The sequence below is a fragment of the Actinomadura keratinilytica genome, from assembly GCF_039539665.1.
Lineage (GTDB): Bacteria > Actinomycetota > Actinomycetes > Streptosporangiales > Streptosporangiaceae > Spirillospora > Spirillospora keratinilytica.
The window spans coordinates 1-16,070 of the sequence record NZ_BAABDO010000140.1; the positions used below are offsets into that span (position 1 = coordinate 1).

Genomic DNA, 16,070 nt, shown 5'->3' on the forward strand with positions numbered 1-16,070 from the left:
CGCTCGGGCTCGGGCTCGGGGGCGGCGGCCGGGGCCGGGGCGCCGGAGGCGCCGCCGGACGGGGCGCCGGACGAGGCGAGCACCGCGATCGGCGCGCCGATCGCAGCGGTCTGCCCCTCCTCGACCAGGATCTTCTCGAGCACGCCGGCCTCGTACGCCTCGTACTCCATGATCGCTTTGTCGGTCTCGATGTCGCACAGGACGTCGCCGACGGCGATCTGGTCTCCCGGCTTCTTGTGCCAGGAGCTGATCACGCCCTCCTCCATGGTGTCGGACAGGCGCGGCATGAGGATGTCGGTCATCGAGCGGTCTCCAGGGACAGGCGGCCGGTCGCGCGCAGCGTGTCGCGGACGGCGGTGACGAGGGAGTCGGCCGACGGCAGCGCGGCCAGCTCCAGCGGCTTGGCGTAGGGGAGCGGCACCTCGGCCATCGCCACCCGCCGCACGGGGGCGTCCAGCCAGTCGAAGGCGCCCTCCTGGATGGTCGCGGCGATCTCGGCGCCGATGCCGTAGGTCAGCCAGTCGTCCTCGGCGATCACCGCGCAGCCGGTGCGGCGCACCGACGCCACGATCGTCTCCCGGTCCAGCGGCCGCAGGCTGCGCAGGTCGACCACCTCGGCGGAGATCCCGTCGGCGGCCAGCCGCTCGGCGACCTCCAGCGCGACGTGCGCCATCCGCGAGTAGCCGATGATGGTGATGTCGGTGCCCGGACGGGTCACCGCGGCCCGGCCGATCTGGGCGGGCTCGACCTCGGCGATGTCGTCGGGCACCTCGCCCTTGGTGTTGTAGAGGGCCAGGTTCTCCAGGAACAGCACCGGGTCGTCGTCGCGGATCGCGGCCTTGAGCATGGCCGACGCCTCCAGCGGCGTGCTGGGCGCGACCACCTTCAGGCCCGGGACGAACGAGTAGTACAGCTCGACGTTCTGCGAGTGGGTGGCGCCGAGCTGCTGCCCGCCGCCGCCCGGGGTGCGGATGACCAGCGGCACGCTGCACTGGCCGCCGAACATCCCGTAGATCTTGGCGGCGTGGTTGACGATCTGGTCCAGCGCCAGCAGCGAGAAGTTGATCGTCATGATCTCCACGACCGGCCGCAGGCCGAGCATGGCCGCGCCGATCGCGGCGCCGACGAAGCCCTCCTCGGCGATCGGGGTGTCGCGCACCCGGCGCTCCCCGAACTCCTTGAGCAGCCCCTCGGTGATCTTGTAGGAGCCCTCGAAGACGCCGATCTCCTCGCCCATCAGGAACACGTTCTCGTCGCGGAGCATCTCCGCGCGCAGCGTGTCCCGGAGGGCCTGGCGGTAGGTGACGGTTGCCATCGGTCGGGTCTCCTCAGGAGCGGAACACGGGGTCGGCGGGCAGGCGGCGCAGCTCGCCCGGGACGGGCGTGGCGTAGGTGTAGTCGAACAGCGTGGACACGTCCGGGTGCGGGCTGTCGTCGGCGAACGCGGCGGCGTCCTCGACCTCGGCGATGACCTCGGCGTCGAGCTTGTCGCGCGCCTCGGCGTCCAGGATCCCGGCCTCCTCCAGCCGCAGCGCCATCGCGGCGAGGGGGTCGGCGGCCTTGAGGGCCTCCTTCTCCTCGGCGGAGCGGTAGCGGGCCGGGTCGACGACCGAGTGGCCGCGCAGCCGGGGGCTGGTCGCCTCCAGCAGGTAGGGCTTGCTCTCGGTGCGGGCGCGCTCGACGGCGATGCGGGCGGCCTCGCGGACGGCCAGCACGTCGGTGCCGTCGACGCGGGCCGACTCCATCCGGTAGGCGGCGCCGCGCCGCCACAGCTCGGGCTCGGCGGCCGACTTCTCCACGGTCGTGCCCATGCCGAGCCCGTTGTTGATCACGACGAAGACGACCGGGAGGTCCCACAGCGCGGCGATGTTCAGCGACTCGTGGAACGCGCCGATCGCGGCGGTGCCGTCGCCCATGTGGCACATGACGACCTCGTCGCCGCCCTTGTACGACACCGCGAGCGCGGCGCCGGTGGCCAGCGGGAGCTGCCCGCCGACGATGCCGTACCCGCCGAGCAGCCGCGTCTTGACGTCGAACATGTGCATCGAGCCGCCCCACCCCTTGGACACGCCGGTGGAGCGCCCGTACAGCTCGGCCATGACGCTGCGCGCGTCGATGCCCTTGGCCAGGGCGTAGCCGTGCTCCCGGTAGTTGGTGAACAGGTAGTCGGTGGGGCGCAGCGCCGCCATCAACCCGACGATGGTGGCCTCCTCGCCCAGGTTCAGGTGGCAGTAGCCACCGATCTTGGCCTGGGTGTAGGCGCGGGCGGCGCGCTCCTCGAACCGGCGGATGAGCAGCATCTGCCGGTAGTAGGCGACCAGGGTCTCGGCGTCGGCGTGCGCGCTGCCGGCGGTGCCCGCGGGCGGCTGCGCGTTCGCGGCGCCCTCGGTGCCGGCGTCCGCGTCCCGGGCGGCGGCCTCGGAGTCGGCGCCGGACGCGCCCGCGTCCTGCCTCGCGGCACCGCGCGTCCGCCGGGAGCGGGCGGCCTTGGTGGTCTCAGCCATCGGCGTTCTACCTCCGTCGGGGAGCGTGCCGCGGGGTCGCCGCGGCGCTTCACCGATCATCATTGATCAATGATCGATCATACCGGCACATCGCCCGAAAGGGGACCCCGGGAACGTCGCGGACCAGCGAGGACGCCCACGGGAGCGCCGGGCGGCCGAAGCCGCCGCGCGCCTCCCCGCTCCGCCGGCGCGCCGCGACCGCCGTCGGCGGGGACCCGCCTCTGGTGACGACTATCACGCACAACGGCGTCCGCCGCGCCCGTTCCCGCGGATTTCCCTACCAAAAGGGGGCGAACCGCCTCATCTTGCTGGGGCGTTCGTCCGGGCGGCCGAAAGGTCTGGACCACCTGCCCATCTACCATTGCCTACGTGAATCCACCGTCCACCGCGACCCCGGGCCCGGCGCTGCGGCGCACGGGGCTGGCCGACCAGATCCGCGAGTTCATCGTCGAGGGGATCAGCGGCGGCCGCTGGCAGCCCGGCGAGCGGATCGTCGAGCGGCGCATCGCCGCGGAGCTGGGCGTCAGCCAGGGGCCGGTGCGGGAGGCGCTGCGCCAGCTGGAGGCGCTGCGGCTGATCGAGTCGCTGCCCAACCGCGGCGCGCGGGTGCGCCCGTTCACCGAGCGCGACATGGTGGAGATCTTCCCCGTGCGGGCCGGCCTGGAGCGCACCGCCGTCGAGCTGGCCCTGCCCCGCCTGGCCGACCGGCTGGACGTGCTGGAGAAGCAGAACGCGCGCCTGGCCGAGGCCGCCGAGGCCGGCGACCTGGACGCGCAGATCCGGCTGAGCATCGGCTTCCACCGCGTGGTCGTGGAGTCGTCGGGCAACCGGCTGCTGATGTCGGTGTGGGAGTCGCTCGGCATCGAGCTGTGGACGACGCTGTCGCTGCGCCTGCACGAGACCGAGATCTACTCCAAGTCCGCCGAGCACGCCGCCCTGATCGAGGCGTTCCGCCGGCAGGACCCCGACGCCCCGCGCATGCTGCACGACCACGTCATGAACTACGCCCCCCACGGCACCGCCTGAGGGAGGGCGGACCGGCGCGCGGGCCCGCCGATGCCGGCCGGCCGCGGACACCGGACGCCGGCCACCGCGACGGCGTCCGCCGGCCCGCCGCCGCGATACCGGCCGGAATCGGTTCCGATGTTTCAATGATCCGCGTAAACCGATTTTTGTGATCACGCGTCAATGGCGCCCGTCCGGCGAATCTTTTGAATTTCGTGAAAACCGTCCGCTGCAATACCGCGTCCTCATTGGCAAGACGGTCGGCGATTCAGAAGAGGAGGCTGAATGAAGACCGTATTGCGCGCGGCGGTGCCCCTGGCCGCCGCCATTTCCGTCCTCGCCGCCGGAGGCCGGACGGCCGCCGCCCACGCCGACGGCGCCGACACCGACCGGCGCGTCCTCGCCGCCATCGAGGCCCAGCCCTGGGTGACGCTGGAGAAGGGAGACAAGGGCTACCGGGTGGCGGCGGTGCGCTGCTTGCTCGCCCAGATCCACCGCACCACCTGCACGCCCGGCGCCTCCGGGGCCGATGTCTTCGACGACGCCCTGGTCGCCGCCGTCCGCGAGTACCAGGCCGACCGCGAGCTCGTGGGCACCGGAACGGTCAACGACGAGACCTGGGTGACACTGCGCACCGACCACGGCATCGCCCGCCAGGGTGACACCCGCGCCCAGCTGGTCAAGGGGCTGCAGTACTCGCTCAACCGGCTCGGCGCAGCCCTCGCGGTGGACGGCGTCTTCGGGCCGAGGACCGCGACGGCCGTCAAGAACTTCCAGACCCGGAAGGAAATCGACGCCGACGGCGAGGTCGGCCCCATCACCTTCCGCGCCCTGTTCGCCCAGGGCGCCGAGAGCAGGAGCACTCCCCGATAGAACACCCCGGAGTTTCCGGACGGTCGCTCCGTGATTCCCGCAGGGGTTCACGGGGCGACTGCCGTGACAATCAGCGGACGGCGGGGGAACATCGGGACGGTGCCGTGCCGGCTGCGACCCGACCGCGGTTTCCGGGCGGCTGTGCGGCCGTCCGGCCGGGCGCGGGGAACGCGGCCCGCGGTCGGATCGTCGTCCGCTTCGAGCGTCCGCCGGGGGCGGGGCGACCGGGCCGGGCAGGCCGCGTGGCGAGGTCCAGGGACGGACGTCCGTTGTGCCGACGGTCACAGGCGTCGTAGGCTGCACGCAGTCGAAGCGTTTCGAAAGTTCTTCGGAGCGCCCTCCGAAAGCTTTCGCGATACCCCCTTCCGAGGAGGACCATGCTCGTCGCCGGGATCGACTCCTCCACCCAGTCCACGAAGGTCGTCCTCTGCCGGGCGGAGGACGGCGCGATCGTCGACCAGGTCTCCGCGCCCCACCCCGACGGTACCGAATGCCACCCGCGGCACTGGAGCCGGGCCCTCGACCGGGCCCGCCCGCTGCTGGAACGCGCCGACGCCGTGGCCGTGGCCGCGCAGCAGCACGGCATGGTGGCGCTGGACGAGGGCGGCGAGGCGGTCCGCCCCGCCCTGCTGTGGAACGACACCCGCTCGGCGCCGCAGGCCCGCGCGCTGGTCGACGAACTGGGCGGCGCCAAGACCTGGGCCGAGCGGACGGGATCGGTGCCGGTCGCCTCGTTCACCGTCACCAAGCTGCGCTGGATGGCCGAGCACGAACCGGACAACGCCGCCCGCACCGCCGCCGTGCTGCTCCCGCACGACTGGCTGACCCGGCGGCTCGGCGCCGCCGAGCACGTCACCGACCGCGGCGACGCGTCCGGCACCGGGTACTGGTCGCCCGCCGAGGGCCGCTACCTGCCGGAGATCGCGACGGCGGCGCTCGGCCACGAGTTCGCCCGGCCGCGCGTGGCGGCGCCGGGCGAGACGGTCGGCGAGACCGCCTGGGGCGCCCGCATCGCCCCCGGCACCGGCGACAACATGGGCGCCGCGCTCGGCCTCGGCCTGCGCGAGGGCGACGTGGTGCTGTCGATCGGCACGTCCGGCACGGCGTACGCGGTCGCCGACCGCCCCGCCGCGGACCCGTCCGGGCTGGTCGCCGGGTTCGCCGACGCGACCGGCCGGTTCCTGCCGCTGGTGTGCACGCTGAACGCCGCGCGCATCCTGACCTCGGCCGCCGCCATGGTGGGCGCCGACCTGGACGAGCTGTCGCGCCTGGCGCTGGCGGCCGAGCCGGGGGCGGGCGGGCTGACCCTGCTGCCGTACCTGGACGGCGAGCGCACCCCCGACCGCCCGGACGCCACCGGCGTGCTGTCCGGGCTGACCACGTCCAACGCCACCCGGGAGAACATCGCGCGGGCGGCCGTCGAGGCGCTGCTGTGCTCGCTGGCCGACGCCGTCGGCCACCTGGCCGCGCAGGGCGTGACGCCGCGGCGCATGCTGCTGAGCGGCGGCGGCGCGGGCTCGGCGGCGGTGCGGGCGGTGGCGCCGGCGATCCTCGGCGCGCCCGTCACCGTCCCCGAACCGGCCGAGTACGTGGCGCTCGGCGACGCCCGCCAGGCCGCCGAGGCGCTGGCCGGGACGCACGAGCGGGTCCCCTGGCCCGATCGCCCCGCCACCGAGCACGAGGCCGCACCCGGCGACGCGGCGGCCGCCGAGGCCGTCCGGGCCCGCTACGGCGCGCTGCGCGACGCCACCGCGACCTGGTGAAACCACCGCAACGCACAGAGGAGGAATTCGTGACCGAGGACCGCTACACCCCGCGCCCGGAGGACAAGTTCTCGTTCGGGATATGGACGGTGGGCTGGCAGGGCGTCGACGTGTTCGGCCCCGGGACGCGGGCGCCGATGCCCGCCGAGCGGGCCGTGCGCAAGCTGGCCGAGATCGGCGCGTACGGCGTCAACTTCCACGACAACGACGTGTTCGCGTTCGAGGCGACCGCGGCCGAGCGCGACGAGCGCATCGGCGCGTTCCGCAAGGCGCTGGACGAGACCGGCCTGGTGGTGACGACGGCGACCACCAACCTGTTCAGCCACCCGATCTTCAAGGACGGGGCGTTCACCGCCAACGACCGCGACGTGCGCCGGTTCGCGCTGCGCAAGGTGATGGACAACATCGACCTGGCCGCCGAGCTGGGCGCCAAGGTGTACGTGTGCTGGGGCGGCCGGGAGGGCGCCGAGTCCGGGGCGGCCAAGGACGTGCGGACCGCGCTGGACCGTTACAAGGAGGCGTTCGACATCCTCGGCGCCTACGTCCTGGACAAGGGCTACGACCTGCGGTTCGCCATCGAGCCCAAGCCCAACGAGCCGCGCGGGGACATCCTGCTGCCGACCGTCGGGCACGCGCTGGCGTTCATCGAGGAGCTGGAGCACTCCGAGCTGGTCGGCCTCAACCCCGAGGTCGGGCACGAGGAGATGGCCGGGCTGAACTACACCCACGGGCTGGCCCAGGCGCTGTGGCACGGCAAGCTGTTCCACATCGACCTGAACGGGCAGAACGGCCCGCGCTACGACCAGGACCTGCGGTTCGGCGCGGGCAACGCGCGCGGCGCGTTCTGGGTCGTCGACCTCATCGACGGCAGCGACTACGACGGGCCGATCCACTTCGACTTCAAGCCGCCGCGCACCGAGGACGACGAGGGCGTGTGGGAGTCGGCGCGCGGCTGCATGCGCAACTGGCTGATCCTGCGGGAGAAGGTGCGGGCGTTCCGGGCCGACCCCGAGGTGCAGGAGGCGCTGCGGGCGGCGCGTGTGGACGAGCTGGCCGTCCCGACGCTGGCCGAGGGCGAGGACTGGCGGTCGGTGCGCGAGTTCACCCCTGACGTGGAGGCCCTGGCGGCGCGGGGCGCGGCGTTCGAGCGGCTGGACCAGCTGGCGCTCGAACACCTCTACGGGGTGCGCTGACCAGGACACTTGAGAGTAAGCGCTTTCCGGCCTAGGGTGCGGGAAAGCGCTTACTTCATTTTTCCGTCCGCCCCTAAGGAGAACGATGACCGTACGCACCCTCGGCGTGGTGATGAACGGCGTGACCGGCCGCATGGGCTACCGCCAGCACCTGCTGCGCTCCGTTCTGGCGATCAACGAGGCGGGCGGCGTCCCGCTCGCCGGCGGCGGCCGGGTCCGGCTGCGGCCGATCCTGGCCGGCCGCAACGCCGGCAAGCTGCGCGCGCTGGCCGACCGGCACGGCATCGCCGACTGGACCACCGACCTGGACGCCGCCCTCGCCGACCCCGAGACCGAGATCTACTTCGACGCCCAGGTCACCTCCGCCCGCGTGGGCGCGGTCACCCGGGCGATCGAGGCGGGCAAGCACGTCTACGCCGAGAAGCCCACCGCCGAGTCCCTCGAGGACGCCATCACCCTGGCCAAGGCGGCGCGGGCGGCGGGCGTCAAGAACGGGGTCGTGCAGGACAAGCTGTTCCTGCCGGGGCTGCGCAAGCTGAAGCGGCTGGTGGACGGCGGTTTCTTCGGCCGGATCCTGTCGGTGCGCGGCGAGTTCGGCTACTGGGTGTTCGAGGGCGACTGGCAGGAGGCCCAGCGGCCCAGCTGGAACTACCGGGCCGAGGACGGCGGCGGCATCGTGCTGGACATGTTCCCGCACTGGCACTACGTGCTGGAGAACCTGTTCGGCCGCGTGGAGGCGGTGACGGCCCGCGCGGTCACCCACGTGCCGCGCCGCTGGGACGAGAACCGCGCGCCCTACGACGCCACCGCCGACGACGCCGCGTACGGCATCTTCGAGCTGGACGGCGGGATCGTCGCGCAGATCAACTCCTCCTGGACCACCCGGGTGTTCCGCGACGAGCTGGTGGAGTTCCAGGTGGACGGCACCGAGGGCAGCGCCGTCGCGGGGCTGCGCCGCTGCCGCGTCCAGCACCGCGCCATGACGCCCAAGCCGGTGTGGAACCCCGACCTTCCCGTCACCGAGAAGTTCCGCGACCAGTGGCAGGAGGTCCCCGACAACGAGGACTTCGACAACGGCTTCAAGGTGCAGTGGGAGATGTTCGTCCGGCACGTCGTCGAGGACGCCCCGTTCCCGCACGACTTCGCGGCCGGCGCGCGCGGCGTGCAGCTCGCCGAGGCGGGCCTGCTGTCGTCGGCCGAGGGACGCCGCGTCGAGCTGGCCCCGATCGACCTCGGCGGGGAGTGAGCCCGATGAACGAGCCGCAGGGGCGCTCCGGCGCCCGCAGCGGGAAGGCAGGGCGCCGGCTCCCCGGCGCCCCGGAAGCGAGCACGGAAGCGAGCACGGAAGCGAGCGGAGGACGCGCATGCGCGAGCTGAAACTGCCGACCGCGGACGGAGGTTCGGAGCGGTACACCCCGGGCGAGCCGCGCGCCTGGCGGACGCCGTCCGGACCGCCGTCGTCGCGCATCGCCTACGCCGCCGGGCACGTCGTGGCCGACCCGCGCGCCGACAACGGCCCCGGCGTCCCCGCGGCCGTGGACTGGGAGGCCACGCTGCGCTTCCGCCGGCACCTGTGGTCGCTGGGCCTGCGCGTGGCCGACGCGATGGACACCGCCCAGCGCAACATGGGCCTGGACTGGGCCGCCACCCGCGAGCTGATCCGCCGCAGCGCCGCCGAGGCCGCGGCGCTCGGCGACCCGGCGGAGCTGGTGGCCTGCGGCGCGGGCACCGACCACCGGCCCGACGCGGCCACCCTGGACGACGTCGTCGCCGCCTACGAGGAGCAGATCGAGGTCGTCCGGGACGCCGGCGCCGGAGTGATCATCATGGCCAGCCGCCAGCTGGCCCGGATCGCCCGCGGCCGCCCCGAGGACTACCGCGCCGTCTACGGCCGGCTGCTGGAGCAGGCCGACCGCCCGGTGATCCTGCACTGGCTGGGGGAGATGTTCGACCCCAACCTGGCGGGCTACTGGGGCTCGGACGACCTGGACAAGGCCGTCGGCCACTTCCTCGACCTGGTGCGCGAGCACGCGCCCCGGGTGGACGGCGTCAAGGTGTCCCTGCTGGACGCCGACCGGGAGGTCGAGATCCGCGCGGGGCTGCCCGCCGGCGTCCGCCTCTACACCGGCGACGACTTCAACTACCCGGACCTGATCGCCTCCGGCAGCGACGCGCTGCTGGGCATCTTCGACGCGATCGCGCCCGCGGCCGCCGCCGCCCTGCACGCGCTGGACGCCGGCGACACCGCCGCCTACGACGAGATCTTCGGGCCGACCGTGCCGCTGTCCCGCAAGATCTTCGAGACGCCCACCTACCACTACAAGACCGGCATCGTGTTCCTGGCCTGGCTCGCCGGGCACCAGGAGGCGTTCACGATGGTGAACGGCGCGCAGAGCGCCCGCTCGGTGGTCCACCTGGCCGAGGTGTTCCGGCTGGCCGACGCCGCGGGCCTGCTGCCCGACCCCGACCTGGCCGTCCGCCGCATGCGCGCGCTGCTGGCCGTCCACGGGGTGGACCAGTGAGCGGGCCGGGGCGGCCCGGGAGCGAGGACGACGGGAGGCAGGGCGTGAGCAGGCTGTCGCTGAACCAGTGGACGACCCGGCGCTGGTCGGTGCCCGAGGCCGTGGACGGCTGCCGGCGCCACGGCATCGAGGCCATCGGCCTGTGGCGCGAGCCCGTCGCCGAGCACGGCCTGGCCGCCACCGCCAAGCTCGTGCGCGACGCGGGCCTGCGCGTCTCGTCGCTGTGCCGGGGCGGCTTCCTGACCGGGGGCTCCGGGCTGGACGACAACCGCCGCGCCATCGACGAGGCCGCCGAGCTCGGCGCCGCCTGCCTGGTGCTGGTGGTCGGCGGCCTGCCCGGCGTCGTCCCGGGGGAGGCACTGGGCGACGGCGTCTCCCGCGACCTGGGCGCCGCCCGCGCGCGCGTGGCCGAGGCGCTGCAGGTCCTGGCGCCCTACGCCGCCGAACGCGGCGTCCGCCTGGCGCTGGAGCCGCTGCACCCGATGTACTGCGCCGACCGCGCGGTGCTGTCCACGCTGAAGCAGGCGCTCGACCTGGCGGCCCCGCACCCGGCCGAGCACGTCGGAGTCGCGGTCGACACCTTCCACATCTGGTGGGACCCGGAGGTCCGCGGCCAGATCGCCCGCGCGGGCGCGGAGGGCCGCGTCGCCACCTACCAGGTGTGCGACCAGCTGCACCCGCTCCCGCAGGACGTGCTGCTGGGCCGCGCCATGATGGGCGACGGCGTCATCGACTTCGCCCCGCTGACGCGGGCCGTCGCCGCCGCCGGCTACGACGGCGACGTCGAGGTCGAGATCTTCAACGCCGACGTCTGGGCCGCCGACCCGGACGCGGTGCTGGCGACGATGAAGGAGCGCTTCGCCGCGCTGGTCGCCCCCTTCCTCGGCTGAACCCCCGCGGCCGGTGCCGCGCCCCGCCGCGCGGCGCCGGCCGTCCCCCGACGCCGGAACGCCGGCGGGGCGGCGGGCTATCCGGGCTCGGCCGGGGGAGGCGGCGCCTCCAGCATGGGCACCAGGAACCGCCGGGCCACCATGGCCAGCTGCTCGTCGTCGTCGAGGTCGACGAGGTGGCTGGGGATGCCCAGGAACGAGGCGGAGATCCGGACCATCATCTCGGCCACCAGGTCGGTGTCCAGGTCGGCGCGCACGTTGCCGGCCTGCTGCTCCTGGCGCAGCTGGCCCGCGACGAACTGCCGCACGGTGGCCAGGGTGCGCCCCCCGTCGCTGATCATCGACGGCACCAGCAGGTCCGGTTCGGTGTCGATCAGCCCGCCGATCAGCGGGTTGCCGCGGATGGCGCGCAGCGAGCTGACGAAGCCCAGCACCACCCGGTCGGCGGCGGTCTCGGCCTGCTGGATATCGCGCAGGAACTGGTCGAAGTACCGGCGGAACTCGCGCCGCACCACATGCTCGACCAGTGCGTTCTTGGTGGCGAACCGGCGGTAGACGGTGATCCGCGACACCCCCGCCTTGCGGGCCACGTCCTCCATGGTGGAGCGCTGGACGCCCATCCGGCAGAACAGCTCATAGGCCGCGTCGAGTATCTGGGTGCTGGTCTCGTCCATGTCGTCGACCTGCTCGACGGCGTCGCTGTAGGCGCGTTCGAGCAGCGACTCGGTGCCCGAGGCCGTCATCAGGGCGGACAGCGCAGGTTCCATGAGCTCCTCCCGGCTCGCCTGATTCTGCCTCACCCTCCGGCGGCGCCGTTCGTGTTCGGTCGTTCGCGTTCGGGTCTTGTGGCGGCCGCCACAGTGTGCTGTATTGGACGTGCCGTCGATGATACGCAGATACGAGTTATGTATCACCGTATCAGAATGGGCGGTGCTCTCGGCCCCGAGGAGGAGCAGGACATGGAGAAACCCGGCAGGCGCAACGTGCTGATGGCGGGCGGGACGCTGGGCGCGCTCGGCGCGCTGGGCGTCGCGACGCCCGCCCAGGCGAGCTCACTGTGGACGTGGTCGCCCAAGGGCTCGGTGGCGGGCACCGGAGAGGGCGCCGACCCGCGGCGGGTCTGGGACCCGGAGGCCGACGACCTGGTCGCCTCGCTGATCGACCGCGGCGAGGTGCCCAAGGTCAACAAGCTGCTGAAGAAGTGGACCAAGAACGGCCAGCCGCTGCCCGACGGGCTGCCGGCGGACCTGCGGGACTTCATGGAGGAGGCCCGGAAGGTGCCGTCGTGGGCCGACGAGGGCAAGCTCGCCACCGCCTACCAGTTCAACGAGAAGCGGGGCCTGTACCTCGGCGTGACCTACGGCTTCGCCAGCGGGATGATGAGCACGGTCATCCCCCGGGAGGCGCGCGCGGTCTACTACTCCAAGGGCGGTGCGGACATGAAGGACCGCATCACCAAGACCGCCAAGCTCGGATACGACATCGGCACGTCCAACGCCTACAAGCCGGACGGCGAGATGATCGTGACCTGCGTCAAGACCCGGCTCGCGCACGCGGGCGTGCGCCACCTGCTGCCGCAGTCCCCGCACTGGACGAAGGTCGCCGACGAGGAGATCCCGATCAGCCAGCGGGACATGATGGTCACCTGGCACAGCCTGCCCACGACCGTCATGCAGAACCTGAAGAAGTGGAAGGTGCCGATCCCCGAGGCCGAGTCCGAGGCGTTCCTGCACTCCTGGCAGGTGGCCGCGCACATGCTCGGCATCAAGGACGAGTACATCCCCAAGTCCTGGGACGAGGCCAACGCCCAGGCCGAGCAGGTGCTGGACCCCCTGCTGGCGCCCACGCCCGAGGGCATCAAGCTGGCCGACATGCTGCTGAACCTGGGCGCCCAGCTCGACTTCGGCCTCATCACCAAGCCGGTCCTCGGCGCGCTCACCCGCTACGTGCTCGGCGACCAGATCGCCAACTGGCTGAAGATCCCCCGGGAGCCGCTGTGGGACCCGGTCTTCGAGACGGCCTGGGAGCCCTTCATCGCCGTCCGGGAGGGGCTGCTGTCGCTGGAGAAGGCGCCGGGCATCGTGCAGAAGGCCTACTGGGCCTTCGACGAGATCCTGCGCCTGGGCGTCCTGCTCTACCTGTCGGAGGGGGACCTGCCGATCAGCATCCAGATCCCGGACGCCAACAACCCCAACTACCCCTGATCCGCCCCACCCGCGGCCGCTCGGCCGCAGCGCCTCCGCCCCCGGCCCGCGCTGCCCGCGGGCCGGGGGACCCGGACGACAGGCCGCCCGAAGCCCCGCCGGCCGCCCGGTCGCGGGGCCGGTTCACACTCGGCGGGTGCTGGCGCGCAGGACGACCTCGGCGGCGACCGGCTCGATGGCGGGTTCGGAGGAGTCGGACAGGGCCAGGTCGAGCGCCCGTTCCCCCATCTCCGCGAGGGGCAGGCGCACGGTGGTCAGGGCGGGCACCAGGTCGCGGAGGGTGGCGATGTCGTCGAAGCCGGCCACCGACACGTCGCCGGGGACGTCCACGCCGCGGTCGCGCAGGGCGGCCAGCGCGCCCAGCGCCATGACGTCGTTGACGGCGAACACGCAGGACACCTCGTCCAGGCCGGAACCGGCCAGCTCGGCCGCGGCCGCGTAGCCGCCGTCGCGGTCGAAGTCGCCGTGCAGCACGCGGGGGGCGGGCAGCCCGAGGTCGGCCAGCGCGGCGGTGAAGCCCGCGGTGCGGTCGGCGGCGGTGAGCAGCCCGGGCGGGCCGGCCAGCACGGCGAAGCGCCGGTGCCCGAGGCCGGCCAGCGACCGGGCCAGGGCCGCCGCGCCCTCCCGGTTGGCGGGGGCGACGGTGTCGACGCCCAAAAGGTCCTGGCCGACGCACGCCACCCGGCCCCCGGCGTCGCGGTAGCGGGTCAGCTCCGCGGTCAGCCGCTTGGTGATCGCCTCGTCGCCGGTGCGCGAGCCCGCCAGCACGATCGCGCGGACCCGCTGCACCCGCAGCGTGGACACCACCGCGATCTCGCGCTCCGGATCGCGGTGCGTGGTGCCGACCATCACCGTCAGCCCGTGCCGGTCGGCGGCGCGCATGGCGCCCTCGGCCAGCGCCGCGAAGTAGGGGTCGGTCAGCGCGTGCACGACCAGCCCGATGACGTTGCTGGACCCCCGGGCCAGCGCCTGCGCGGTGACGTCCGGCTCGTAGCCCAGCTCGGCCGCCGCCAGCTCCACGCGCTGCCGGAGGGCGGCCCCCACCCGCCGGTTGCTGCCGTTGAGCACCCGCGAGGCGGTGGCGAGGGAGACCCCCGCGTGCCGCGCCACGTCCTCCAGAGTGACCATCTGACCCCCCGCCAGGTGGAAAGCGCTTTCGAAACAGTCTAGTGAACCCATGAAAGCGTGAAAGGGCCGTTCATCCGACCCGCCGCCTCCGGTTACGTTCCAGCGCAAGGGCCGCCGCGGGTCCGGCGGCGGCCGCAGGCACGACCAGGGGGCGGAGGAACGGAGGCGTTTCGATGAGGCAGCGGCGGCGGGCGGTGCTCGCCGGAGGGGCGCTCGGAGCGGCGGCGGCCGTGTTCGGAGCCGTGCTGACGGCCGCCCCGGCGTCCGCGCACGGCGCGATGATGATGCCGGGGAGCCGCACGTACCTGTGCTGGAAGGACGGGCTGTCCTCGACCGGCCAGATCGTGCCCAACAACCCCGCGTGCGCGGCCGCGGTCGCGCAGAGCGGCGCCAACTCGCTCTACAACTGGTTCGCGGTGCTGCGCTCCGACGGCGCCGGGCGCATGCGCGGCTTCATCCCCGACGGCAAGCTGTGCAGCGCCGACGCGAAGGTGTACGACTTCAGCGGCTTCGACCTGGCGCGCGACGACTGGCCGGTCACGCACCTGACGGCCGGCGCGCAGATCCAGATGCGCTACAACAAGTGGGCCGCGCACCCGGGCACCTTCCGGTCCTACATCACCAAGGACAGCTGGAGCCCCACCCGCCCGCTGACCTGGGACGACCTGGAGGAGCAGCCGTTCGACGAGGTCACCGACCCGCCGAGCGTCGGCTCCCCGGGCAGCGAGAGCGCCTACTACTACTGGAACGCGCGGCTGCCGTCGGGCAAGACCGGTCGGCACATCATCTACTCGGTGTGGCAGCGCTCCGACAGCCAGGAGACGTTCTACAACTGCTCCGACGTGGTGTTCGACGGCGGCAACGGCGAGGTCACCGGCATCGGCCCGGACGGCGGCGGCCCCACGACCCCGCCGACCGAGACGCCCACCCAGCAGCCCGGCGCGGTGTGCACCGCCGAGTTCCGCACGGTGAGCACCTGGGACGGCGGGTTCCAGGGCGAGGTGACGGTCACCAACTCCGGCACCGTGCCGATCAACGGGTGGAAGGTGCACTGGACCTTCGCCGGCGGCGGCACCGTCGACGGGCTGTGGAGCGGCAGCTACACCCAGAACGGGGCCGACGTGGAGGTCACCAACGCCTCCTGGAACGGCTCCCTGGCGGTCGGCGCGTCCACCACGTTCGGCTTCACCGCCAAGACGTCCAGCGCCGTCAGCGACCTGGACACCCACTGCATGACCTCCTAGCCCCGACCACCGGAGCGCGGGACAGGCGCCCCCGGGGACCGGCCGAATAAGCTGCCAGGCATGTCGCAGATCCCCGGGGGCCGCCTGGGCGGGCGCTACCAGCTGGTGGCGCCCGTCGGATCGGGCGGCATGGCGACGGTGTGGCGCGCCGTCGACCTGGTCCTCGACCGGCCGGTGGCGGTCAAGCTGCCGCGCGACGGCTGGCCGCGGGAGCTGACCCCGCGGCTGCACGAGGAGGCCAAGGCCGCCGCGGACCTGGCCCACCCGCACATCACCGGCGTCCACGACTACGGCGAGGCCGAGCTGCCGGACGGCGAGCGCCTGCCGTACGTGGTGATGGAGCTGCTGGACGGCGAGACCCTGGCGGCGCGGCTGGCCCGCGGCCCGCTGCCGTGGCGGGAGGCCGCGGTGCTGGGCGCGCAGCTGGCGGACGCGCTGGCGGCCGCGCACGCCGCGGGCGTGGTGCACCGGGACGTCAAGCCCGGCAACGTGCTGCTGACCGCGGCCGGCGCCAAGATCTGCGACTTCGGCATCGCGTTCACCGCGCCGGCCGCCGGGCGCCCGGACGGCGCCGGCCCGCTGCTCGGCACGCCCGACTACGTGGCGCCCGAGCTGCTGGGCGGCGCCGCCCCCACCCCCGCCGCCGACGTGTACTCGCTGGGCGTCGTGCTCCGCGAGTGCCTGGGCGGCGGGGCCGCGCAGGGCGCGCCGGAGCGGGTCGAGCAGGTGTGGCGGCGGTGCGCC

Annotated in this window: 15 protein-coding genes; 10 read left to right on the top strand and 5 right to left on the bottom strand. The window is 73.5% G+C overall.

What is annotated here, in order from left to right:
* The 3 genes from ABD879_RS28705 to pdhA form a co-directional block, all read right to left on the bottom strand.
* On the bottom strand, positions 1–302 hold a 302-nt coding region (locus tag ABD879_RS28705; protein WP_345024800.1), incomplete at its 3' end, for a lipoyl domain-containing protein.
* Positions 299–1,315: an alpha-ketoacid dehydrogenase subunit beta gene (locus tag ABD879_RS28710; protein WP_285495282.1), complete on the bottom strand. Its 1,017-nt coding sequence runs from the start codon at positions 1,313–1,315 to the stop codon at positions 299–301. The genes ABD879_RS28705 and ABD879_RS28710, both read right to left, overlap by 4 nt.
* A gap of 13 nt (positions 1,316–1,328) precedes the next feature.
* Complete coding sequence (gene pdhA / locus ABD879_RS28715) at positions 1,329–2,504, bottom strand: pyruvate dehydrogenase (acetyl-transferring) E1 component subunit alpha (RefSeq protein ID WP_345024802.1); 1,176 nt, start codon at positions 2,502–2,504, stop codon at positions 1,329–1,331.
* Between the two features lie 369 nt (positions 2,505–2,873).
* Between pdhA and ABD879_RS28720 the strand changes: the two genes are divergently transcribed.
* The 7 genes from ABD879_RS28720 to ABD879_RS28750 all read left to right on the top strand — a co-directional run bounded on the left by ABD879_RS28720 (position 2,874) and on the right by ABD879_RS28750 (position 10,750).
* Complete coding sequence (locus ABD879_RS28720; RefSeq protein WP_345024803.1) at positions 2,874–3,530, top strand: GntR family transcriptional regulator; 657 nt, start codon at positions 2,874–2,876, stop codon at positions 3,528–3,530.
* Positions 3,531–3,794: 264 nt separating this feature from the next.
* The gene (locus ABD879_RS28725; RefSeq protein WP_345024804.1) at positions 3,795–4,382 is read left to right on the top strand and encodes a peptidoglycan-binding domain-containing protein; all 588 of its coding nucleotides are present in this window, start codon (positions 3,795–3,797) and stop codon (positions 4,380–4,382) included.
* Positions 4,383–4,759: 377 nt separating this feature from the next.
* The gene (gene xylB, locus ABD879_RS28730; RefSeq protein WP_345024805.1) at positions 4,760–6,145 is read left to right on the top strand and encodes a xylulokinase; all 1,386 of its coding nucleotides are present in this window, start codon (positions 4,760–4,762) and stop codon (positions 6,143–6,145) included.
* Between the two features lie 29 nt (positions 6,146–6,174).
* Positions 6,175–7,338, top strand: a complete 1,164-nt coding sequence (gene xylA / locus ABD879_RS28735) for a xylose isomerase (RefSeq protein WP_345024806.1) — start codon at positions 6,175–6,177, stop codon at positions 7,336–7,338.
* 85 nt (positions 7,339–7,423) lie between these two features.
* Positions 7,424–8,584 carry a Gfo/Idh/MocA family protein gene (locus tag ABD879_RS28740; RefSeq protein WP_345024807.1) on the top strand — a complete coding sequence of 387 codons (1,161 nt, stop codon included), beginning with the start codon at positions 7,424–7,426 and terminating at the stop codon, positions 8,582–8,584.
* Between the two features lie 118 nt (positions 8,585–8,702).
* Positions 8,703–9,860: a dihydrodipicolinate synthase family protein gene (locus tag ABD879_RS28745; protein ID WP_345024808.1), complete on the top strand. Its 1,158-nt coding sequence runs from the start codon at positions 8,703–8,705 to the stop codon at positions 9,858–9,860.
* Between the two features lie 44 nt (positions 9,861–9,904).
* Positions 9,905–10,750 (top strand): sugar phosphate isomerase/epimerase family protein, encoded by an 846-nt coding sequence (locus ABD879_RS28750; protein ID WP_345024809.1) that lies wholly within the window; start codon positions 9,905–9,907, stop codon positions 10,748–10,750.
* A gap of 77 nt (positions 10,751–10,827) precedes the next feature.
* On the opposite strand, the gene ABD879_RS28755 is transcribed toward ABD879_RS28750, so the two are convergent.
* Positions 10,828–11,517 (bottom strand): TetR/AcrR family transcriptional regulator, encoded by a 690-nt coding sequence (locus ABD879_RS28755; RefSeq protein WP_345024811.1) that lies wholly within the window; start codon positions 11,515–11,517, stop codon positions 10,828–10,830.
* A 192-nt stretch (positions 11,518–11,709) separates the two neighbouring features.
* Here ABD879_RS28755 and ABD879_RS28760 point away from each other — a divergent pair, with 192 nt between their 5' ends.
* Positions 11,710–12,954: an oxygenase MpaB family protein gene (locus ABD879_RS28760; RefSeq protein ID WP_345024815.1), complete on the top strand. Its 1,245-nt coding sequence runs from the start codon at positions 11,710–11,712 to the stop codon at positions 12,952–12,954.
* Positions 12,955–13,077: 123 nt separating this feature from the next.
* On the opposite strand, the gene ABD879_RS28765 is transcribed toward ABD879_RS28760, so the two are convergent.
* The gene (locus ABD879_RS28765; RefSeq protein ID WP_345024812.1) at positions 13,078–14,082 is read right to left on the bottom strand and encodes a LacI family DNA-binding transcriptional regulator; all 1,005 of its coding nucleotides are present in this window, start codon (positions 14,080–14,082) and stop codon (positions 13,078–13,080) included.
* A 173-nt stretch (positions 14,083–14,255) separates the two neighbouring features.
* Here ABD879_RS28765 and ABD879_RS28770 point away from each other — a divergent pair, with 173 nt between their 5' ends.
* Together ABD879_RS28770 and ABD879_RS28775 are read left to right on the top strand one after the other, a co-directional pair.
* Positions 14,256–15,326 (top strand): lytic polysaccharide monooxygenase auxiliary activity family 9 protein, encoded by a 1,071-nt coding sequence (locus ABD879_RS28770; protein ID WP_345024813.1) that lies wholly within the window; start codon positions 14,256–14,258, stop codon positions 15,324–15,326.
* A gap of 60 nt (positions 15,327–15,386) precedes the next feature.
* Positions 15,387–16,070, top strand: a 684-nt coding sequence (locus ABD879_RS28775) for a serine/threonine-protein kinase (RefSeq protein ID WP_345024814.1), incomplete at its 3' end; no start/stop codon positions are given.

What these genes read in the sequence shown, in the direction of transcription:
- ABD879_RS28710 (WP_285495282.1), bottom strand. Translation starts at nt 1,315, where the DNA reads ATGGCAACCGTCACCTACCGCCAGGCCCTCCGGGACACGCTGCGCGCG.
- pdhA (WP_345024802.1), bottom strand. Translation starts at nt 2,504, where the DNA reads ATGGCTGAGACCACCAAGGCCGCCCGCTCCCGGCGGACGCGCGGTGCC.
- ABD879_RS28725 (WP_345024804.1), top strand. Translation starts at nt 3,795, where the DNA reads ATGAAGACCGTATTGCGCGCGGCGGTGCCCCTGGCCGCCGCCATTTCC.
- xylB (WP_345024805.1), top strand. Translation starts at nt 4,760, where the DNA reads ATGCTCGTCGCCGGGATCGACTCCTCCACCCAGTCCACGAAGGTCGTC.
- ABD879_RS28740 (WP_345024807.1), top strand. Translation starts at nt 7,424, where the DNA reads ATGACCGTACGCACCCTCGGCGTGGTGATGAACGGCGTGACCGGCCGC.
- ABD879_RS28745 (WP_345024808.1), top strand. Translation starts at nt 8,703, where the DNA reads ATGCGCGAGCTGAAACTGCCGACCGCGGACGGAGGTTCGGAGCGGTAC.
- ABD879_RS28755 (WP_345024811.1), bottom strand. Translation starts at nt 11,517, where the DNA reads ATGGAACCTGCGCTGTCCGCCCTGATGACGGCCTCGGGCACCGAGTCG.
- ABD879_RS28760 (WP_345024815.1), top strand. Translation starts at nt 11,710, where the DNA reads ATGGAGAAACCCGGCAGGCGCAACGTGCTGATGGCGGGCGGGACGCTG.
- ABD879_RS28765 (WP_345024812.1), bottom strand. Translation starts at nt 14,082, where the DNA reads ATGGTCACTCTGGAGGACGTGGCGCGGCACGCGGGGGTCTCCCTCGCC.
- ABD879_RS28770 (WP_345024813.1), top strand. Translation starts at nt 14,256, where the DNA reads ATGAGGCAGCGGCGGCGGGCGGTGCTCGCCGGAGGGGCGCTCGGAGCG.